General features: G+C 34.5%; 10 protein-coding genes. 2 read left to right on the top strand and 8 right to left on the bottom strand.

Features of this window, described 5'->3' with window-relative positions; all coding sequences use genetic code 11:
• Positions 1–171: 171 nt before the first annotated feature.
• The 3 genes from A2U94_RS19255 to A2U94_RS19245 are packed head-to-tail and all read right to left on the bottom strand — an operon-like array spanning position 172 to position 2,124.
• Positions 172–759 (bottom strand): replication-relaxation family protein, encoded by a 588-nt coding sequence (locus A2U94_RS19255; protein ID WP_062954772.1) that lies wholly within the window; start codon positions 757–759, stop codon positions 172–174.
• Positions 752–1,918: an FtsK/SpoIIIE domain-containing protein gene (locus A2U94_RS19250; RefSeq protein ID WP_025907067.1), complete on the bottom strand. Its 1,167-nt coding sequence runs from the start codon at positions 1,916–1,918 to the stop codon at positions 752–754. Before A2U94_RS19250 ends, A2U94_RS19255 begins: the two co-directional genes overlap by 8 nt.
• On the bottom strand, positions 1,918–2,124 hold the full coding sequence (locus A2U94_RS19245) for a hypothetical protein (protein ID WP_062954771.1): 207 nt from the start codon (positions 2,122–2,124) through the stop codon (positions 1,918–1,920). Before A2U94_RS19245 ends, A2U94_RS19250 begins: the two co-directional genes overlap by 1 nt.
• Before the next feature lie 331 nt (positions 2,125–2,455).
• On the opposite strand from A2U94_RS19245, the gene A2U94_RS19240 reads away from it, so the two are divergent.
• Both A2U94_RS19240 and A2U94_RS19235 read left to right on the top strand, forming a co-directional pair.
• On the top strand, positions 2,456–2,662 hold the full coding sequence (locus A2U94_RS19240; RefSeq protein ID WP_025907069.1) for a helix-turn-helix domain-containing protein: 207 nt from the start codon (positions 2,456–2,458) through the stop codon (positions 2,660–2,662).
• Complete coding sequence (locus A2U94_RS19235) at positions 2,659–3,330, top strand: hypothetical protein (protein ID WP_062954770.1); 672 nt, start codon at positions 2,659–2,661, stop codon at positions 3,328–3,330. The genes A2U94_RS19240 and A2U94_RS19235 overlap by 4 nt, the downstream gene beginning before the upstream one ends.
• A 54-nt stretch (positions 3,331–3,384) precedes the next feature.
• On the opposite strand, the gene A2U94_RS19230 is transcribed toward A2U94_RS19235, so the two are convergent.
• From A2U94_RS19230 to A2U94_RS19215, 5 genes are all read right to left on the bottom strand, one after another.
• A complete protein-coding gene (locus A2U94_RS19230) occupies positions 3,385–4,020 on the bottom strand; it encodes a type II toxin-antitoxin system VapC family toxin (RefSeq protein ID WP_062954769.1) in 636 nt (211 codons plus the stop codon).
• The gene (locus tag A2U94_RS21370; protein WP_156482302.1) at positions 4,010–4,165 is read right to left on the bottom strand and encodes a hypothetical protein; all 156 of its coding nucleotides are present in this window, start codon (positions 4,163–4,165) and stop codon (positions 4,010–4,012) included. The genes A2U94_RS19230 and A2U94_RS21370 overlap by 11 nt, the downstream gene beginning before the upstream one ends.
• A 25-nt stretch (positions 4,166–4,190) precedes the next feature.
• Positions 4,191–4,823 (bottom strand): hypothetical protein, encoded by a 633-nt coding sequence (locus tag A2U94_RS19225; RefSeq protein ID WP_062954768.1) that lies wholly within the window; start codon positions 4,821–4,823, stop codon positions 4,191–4,193.
• Positions 4,824–5,049: 226 nt separating this feature from the next.
• Positions 5,050–6,078, bottom strand: coding sequence for a peptidoglycan-binding protein (locus tag A2U94_RS22205; protein ID WP_062954767.1), 1,029 nt, complete (start codon positions 6,076–6,078; stop codon positions 5,050–5,052).
• Between the two features lie 51 nt (positions 6,079–6,129).
• Complete coding sequence (locus tag A2U94_RS19215; protein WP_062954765.1) at positions 6,130–6,579, bottom strand: phage holin family protein; 450 nt, start codon at positions 6,577–6,579, stop codon at positions 6,130–6,132.
• Positions 6,580–6,856 lie beyond the last annotated feature (277 nt).

Below are 6,856 nucleotides of genomic sequence, written 5' to 3'. Positions count from 1 at the left end.
TGAACTTGTGTGCGGAATAAGTTTTTTCTCATTAAATACTTTCACATGTAGTCCATGTAGCTTGATTTAACAAGGTTTGTTGATTATCTAAAGAAATCTTTTTTCACAAATTACCGCTCGTTTTCGCAAAGAATGTGGTCAAAATGTGGTCATGAAATATCTTGTTCTATTTTAAGAATTAAGATATTTGAATATGCCATCAACATCTTTTGTTTGAACAGCATTGAGTGGTTGAAAGTCTACATCATAGTATTTATCCGTGAGAATCCAAATAGCCGGGAACCGTTTGGAATGAAGCTGCCATTCTCCGGAGTCCTTGTATTCCATGTAAAGCTTATGCTTGTTCTGCATTTGTTTCTTGGAGTAAATGGAGCGCTGGATTTCCACACAGAACGCAAAGCCCTTCCACTTCATGAAAACATCTGGTTCAATGCCGCCTTTGGCTAAAGGCTTGAACTCTACTTCAAACTGGCTTGGTATCTCGTATGCACACAAAGTGATGTAAAAGTCAGCAATCGCACGGAAATGAGGGATTTTGGTTGAATCTTTTTTAATGGAACGAGGGCTTGGAAAATAGTTATATGGACGAGTTGTTTTATCCACTTCAATGAGCCGGCTATCAACCAAACGTTTCAATACTCTGTTTGCTACAACATGCGGTGTACTATTGCGAATGAAGTGCAGCTTTATCAACTGGTCACGGTTTAACACTCTGAATTTTTTTAGATTCTCAATAATTGCTTTATCGCGACTATTCATGGTCCTCACCTGGTATCGAAAAATCAGTAATTTCAGCCTCAAACATCGGTTCAGGCGGCAAGTCAATTGGGACTTGTTTAATCGGTTCAAGCAGCTCCTTTGCATGTTCCAGAGATAAATAGGGTGCTTGCAGCTGCTTAATCACTTCATGACGCATATAGAATTTACCCTTTTCAGCTTTGTTAATCTTAGATGCATCGACATTATTACCACTACCTAATGTGATATTGGAGTTAATTAGATCCGCGTGACGAAAGGCATAACGAACAGTTAGATTTGATTTTAGTTGTCCATCAAGTATTTTGGCATCTGGACGCTGCATGGATAAAATAAGAAAGATACCTAAAGCTCGCCCTTGTGTACTGATATCTTCGATTTTATCCATAATAACAGCTTCTTTTCTCAGCAGCGCCACTTCATCAATACAAAGAAGAATATACTTCTTCTTTTCAATTCCTTTTAGCTTATTGTATTCGTCAATATGTTCTAGTCCATGTTCATCAAGTAAATCACCGCGCCCTTCTAACTCCTTGTGGATGGCTAATACAGCTTTCTTGAGTTTCTTTTTATCCGTAATAACCTGTTGGACACCTTCACAATTGCGGAATAAATGAAACTCAGTACGCTTCATATCAGCAAGGTAAAATTCAATCATGTGCCGTTTGTGAATAAGCAGCGTTGTCAAAATAACACGCAGCATAACGGACTTACCTGAACCTGTTTCTCCAGCAATCAATAAATGCGGATCCGTAACCATGTTATAACTGATAAGTTTATTAAAATGGTCATACCCAGCTACAATTGGGAGCCCACCTTTTAAACACACTTCGATATCTTCATCGTTATAAACCTTAATTGAATCAGCTTGCTTGGTGAAAATCTTTAAACTGTACTTCAATCCATTGCCTGTTAAATCGTACGAGTGCCCGAATATCTGACTGAAAATATACTCTTTATCCAGCAGCGCTTTTGGATTAAGCCCCTGTGGAAGATAAAATACATATTCCAAATAGTCTTTTTGTTCATAAGCCGCCGCAATTGATGGATATCGCTTAATGGTCGTGTCCCCTTTTTTAAACGTCAACACAATGTCAGCTACGATAAAAGCGTTCTTTAATCGCGCTTTATAAATATATTTTCGATATAACTTCTTCATCATCACATGAACCCCCAAATAAATTTTTGGACAAGGTCCCACATTAGCCAAAAAAACGATCCTGCGGTTATGACACCTAAGATAAAACAAGTAAGGTTATGGACCATTTCAGACTCAACATACTTTCCTACCTTCAGCAATTTACTTTCACCTACCGAAGCAGCAATGATTGTACTTCCAACGACACCCACAATAATTAAACCACTCATGTCATCACCTCTAAATTAGTTTGGTTGGCTTGCCGAAAAGATGAAAAAAGAAGTGAGAGAAAATCCCTTATTAAGAAACAGAAGAATCCTTTAATAGATAGGCTTGAAACGGCTATTAATATATTAGTGGAAATATATCAGCTACTATATTTGCTAATATATCAAGCATTCCTTAACGGCTTATATCTCTAATATATTAGTGGGACTTGTACATAAAAAGTTGTCCTCCAAATTTTTTTTGAAAATAAACTTTAAAAATTTTACAGTTATCCGAATTATAATTGGAGGACAACTATATCCTTGTATAGAAGATATACACTGGTGATGCGATATGGAATGGAGAAATAACATTGATATTTACATTGAAAAAAGTGGAAGATCTAAACGTTTTATTGCAAAGAAGCTAAGTATTTCAGAAAATCAATTGTTAGCCTGGAGAAAAGGAGAATCGTTCCCACCAGTTAATAAGGCTATGTTGTTGGCTGAATTATTGGATTGTGATGTATATGACTTATTTGAAAGGAAAGGTGAAGAATGAAAAAATATTTAGTAGCACCTATGATTGGGACATTATTATTAACAGCTTGTGGAGGAGAAACGGAAAAAACAGTTTCAGAGGTTAAAGAAGAAGCTCCTAAACAATCAGATCAGAAATCAGTAAATAATGAAAAGGATTCACCAGAAGAAAATGAAGATGGTAACACTATATTTACAGTTCCCGGCCAGAAAGCTGATGTTGAAATTGGTACACTAGAACTGTTAAAAATTAAAAATGTTAATGAATTTGTGGATATTTTACCTATTAAAGTAGAAATCGAATCAATAAAGTTATTTAAGTTAACCAACGCTTCAGAAGATTTTATTGAAAATGTAGAATGGATGGCTGAAGATACTGTAGATGAAACCGCATACTATATACAAATTTTGTATAATGGAACGAATTTAGAAGAAAAAAATATTGATTGGATGGATTTAAACAAAGTTGTGTTATCAAACGGTCAACAAATTGATGTTACCTCTAAAAACTTCATGTCTAATGATGCGGATAGTCATTATTATGGCAAAGTACAGCAGGATTATGGAGCTGCATTTATTGTAAAAGACAGTAATATTAATAAAGTAAAATTAATATTTCATGGTGTAAATGATGCTGACACCTACGAAACAATCGCTGAGCCACAACAGGTTGAATATACTTTGGAATAATTAAAAATAAATTAAGCCTATAAAAATAACCCACCGCTCAATTGAGTAGTGGGGTTATTTCTTATCTAAAATTGATTTAAACTTTTTAACTTTATTGGATCTTTTTTGAGATGCTTTAAAAGCTCTATCTGTAGGTGAATATACATTAAAATCATCTGTTTTAAAGAAACCACTATCATTAGTACAAATAGAGTTGATTTCTAAAGAGTCCATTGTCGCAGCAATAGCAGCATCTCCTGGCCCTAAATCGTAAGTAGATGCATACAAATTTTCCAACTTATACATACTATACCCATTTATAACCTCAGCAAATGTTACACCTGCTTGTCTTAATATGGTTTCCACTTCCATTGTTTGGTTAGAAACTTCTTCACTAAAATTATAACGGGGATTATTCTCTAATACTTTCCATCTAGGGGTTCTTCCCCTTTTTTCAATTCCTAACTCCTCAGCTTTTTTATCATGAACTTGATAGTTTAATACATTCCTAACTTCTCTTAGAGTATGTAAGTCAAACACAAATTCTGTACCATGTGTAGTAGCATTAAACATAAACTGTAGCCACGCATTTTTATGCTCTCTATTCAAATAAAGATCTAAAGCAACATTAGTATCTAAAAAAGCTTTTCGAGGGTAGACAATTTTGTCATCATTATTTTTTATTAAAAATATTGAACTTTTATTTACCACTATGATTTTGCCCCCTCGACTGCTCATAAATCTGATATGATTCTTCTGGTTTATAATTAGAGTACGGTAACTCCCCTAATTTTTGTAAGTTTTGTAACATTATTTTAGCTTTTTCTTGGGGTGAAAGTTCTTTATAATTATTCATATACACTCATCCTTAATAGTTATTTTTAATTAAGGAGAACTTGTTGTGCTCGCTGTTTAGCCTCTTCTTGTATTTGGATTATCTCGTCAGTTAAAGCATTAAGTTCAACTTCATTTTTTATACCTAGCTTAAAATTAATATAAAATTCATTATCCTTTTCTCTAATTAAAGGTTCGAAGGTGAGTTCTCCTCGATACTTATCATTATTAATTAGTAATCTCATCCCAACACCTTGCACATCATCAACCTTTAAATTCTCCGGAAGAAGTCTCAAAGAAGTAGCTAAAGCCTCTCCTTCTACTTCTTTAGTTAGAATAATCTCACTAACTATTCGTAGGTCGTTGGGTTCTAATAATAAGGTTTCAAATATTTCATTTAATATTGCTTCTAAATCTCGCACTTGAATTTTCGGTTCCTTCATTGATAATAGGAAATTTATATCATTAGAAGTGATAATTAATCCTTCTGTAAACTCTTGCTGTTCCTGGTTTTTTTGGTCAGCTTCTTCATCAGTTTCATAAAATATTAAAGTATCTTCCACATTGTCAAAGTATGTATAATACTTTGATAGAATCTTCTGTAAGATATCCGTTCGTTTACTATTTAATTCACCAATATCTTTAATTATTTTAATTTGCAATGCTTCTAGTGTTATCATTATCATCATCTCCAATATAGCTTATTCACCAAAAGTACATTAATGACATTCATATGTAAAAAACATAAAGACGTTTAGAAAAGACGCTTCTAGGAACTCAATGTCCTAGAAGCAACCTTAATACCCTTATTTTAAACATGTTAGAGCTTTTAGACAAGTAGTTAGTCAACTAAATATTAGTAACTAAGAGTTTGCAATTTTGTTGACTGCTATGAAGGTAATGAAACTAATACCCTTTAGACTTTAGAACAGCTTGTAATTTATTTTTTGTGTTTGGCCCATAAACGCCATCTATTTGTCCTGGCACGTAAATACTTTGGAAACGCCTAACTGCATCGGCTGTGTCATTACCATAGATTCCATCGACGCCATTGTTTTTTGCATTTTTGTTCGGATAAAAATGAACAGCAGCTAAAGCTGCTTGTAATTGACGCACCAAATCACCACGTGCGCCCTTTTTAAGCACACCTAAAGGCAATGGGTATCGATAAGCTGATTGTGGCTTTTTAGGCTCATCTGGTTTCGGTGTATAAGTATACTGAGCTTTTCCTAGTTTAATCGTTTGACCAACCTTTAATTTTGTTGGATCCACATTAGGATTAGCAGCGATTAAATCGTTTACTGTAATGCCGGCTGGACCATCTTTTTCCGCAATCGACCAGAAAGTATCTCCTTCTTGAATCGTATATAAGTCTGGTGGAGATGATGGTTTTTGACTTGCTGGAGGCACAATTGTTTCTAAGATGTCTTTAAATGCTTTGTTATAGTCATATACGCAGCATGCTTTCCAACTATAACCCGGCATTTCATTGTGTGACTTATCATATTTACCGATTCCATCTTTAATTAACGCATTACGCAAGTCAATAATGGATGCAATGGCAGCCGCACTTAATTTATCTGTACGATAATCACCAATAACACAAATACCAAGTCCAATTGTATTACTATTACCAACATGGTAACTACGCTTACTAATATCTACACAATAATAAATAGCAGCCTTTCCATTGATGATTGTATTTGGATCAATGATTAGGTGATATGCAATTTCGGGCCAACCATTTGTGCCTACATGGAAGTTAGCAAAGGAAACAATGTTCGAGCCACCTGCAGATAATTTTGTTAAAGAGTGATGCCACACACGAGTTGTAATGGATTTAACCCCATTTGCTCGCTTTCCGTATGATCCTTTACTCGGTAACTTTCCTCTTTTATCAACTAACTGCGGTAATTGTTGAAATTTATAATTCATCTTAAATCATCCTCTCTTTTTTATATAAAAAGCCGCTGCGTGAACAGCGACTTATTGACCTTCTTCTTTTTTTACAGATACAGGTGGTCGAGGTTCTTTATCTGATGTATTTCTCAAAATTGCAATAGCTTTTGTTAATGGATCTGGAATATAAATTCCCATTTTTCCAGCATTTTCAATAATTGATAAGATTTCATTTAAACAATAAGCCACAATCACCATACTCATAACAGCAAATCCAACTTCAATTTTATTTTCGATTAGCAGCAAGTCCACCATATGACTAACAGCTACCATAACAAAGATAAACACTTTACGCGCGATGCCAACTAAACCAATACGACTTTTTAATTCGCCATTAACAGCTCCTGCTACCATACCCGTTAAATAATCAAAAACAACTAATACGATTAAAATGTTAAGAGCAATGGACCATGCGCCAAATAAAAACGTAACAAAACCTCCTATTACTGTTAAAAGCCATTTTAATAAATTTTCCACCACTACCAACTCCTTTTTATATAAAAAAGAACCTGAATTATTCATAGCTAACTAAAATCATTTCGTTTTTCAACTTTTGATCACGATGGTTTAAATTTTCGTGAATTTCAAATGGATGAATAGGTGAAGGAGTCTGGTTGATGCTTAAAAAATGGGGATTCACCTGTTTTTGGGCAGACTGATCCCTTGGTGCGGGTTCGATTTTTTAAAAAGGTGATTTAGTTGAGGGAAAGCTGCTGTACCTGGGTCAGTACGTCCGAAAAGAAGTGCGCATAGA

The organism is Bacillus sp. VT 712, assembly GCF_001614195.1.
Taxonomy (GTDB): domain Bacteria; phylum Bacillota; class Bacilli; order Bacillales; family Bacillaceae_H; genus Priestia; species Priestia flexa.
Note: the sequence above shows the minus strand (reverse complement) of the source record. Positions and strands in the feature narration are given on the sequence as shown.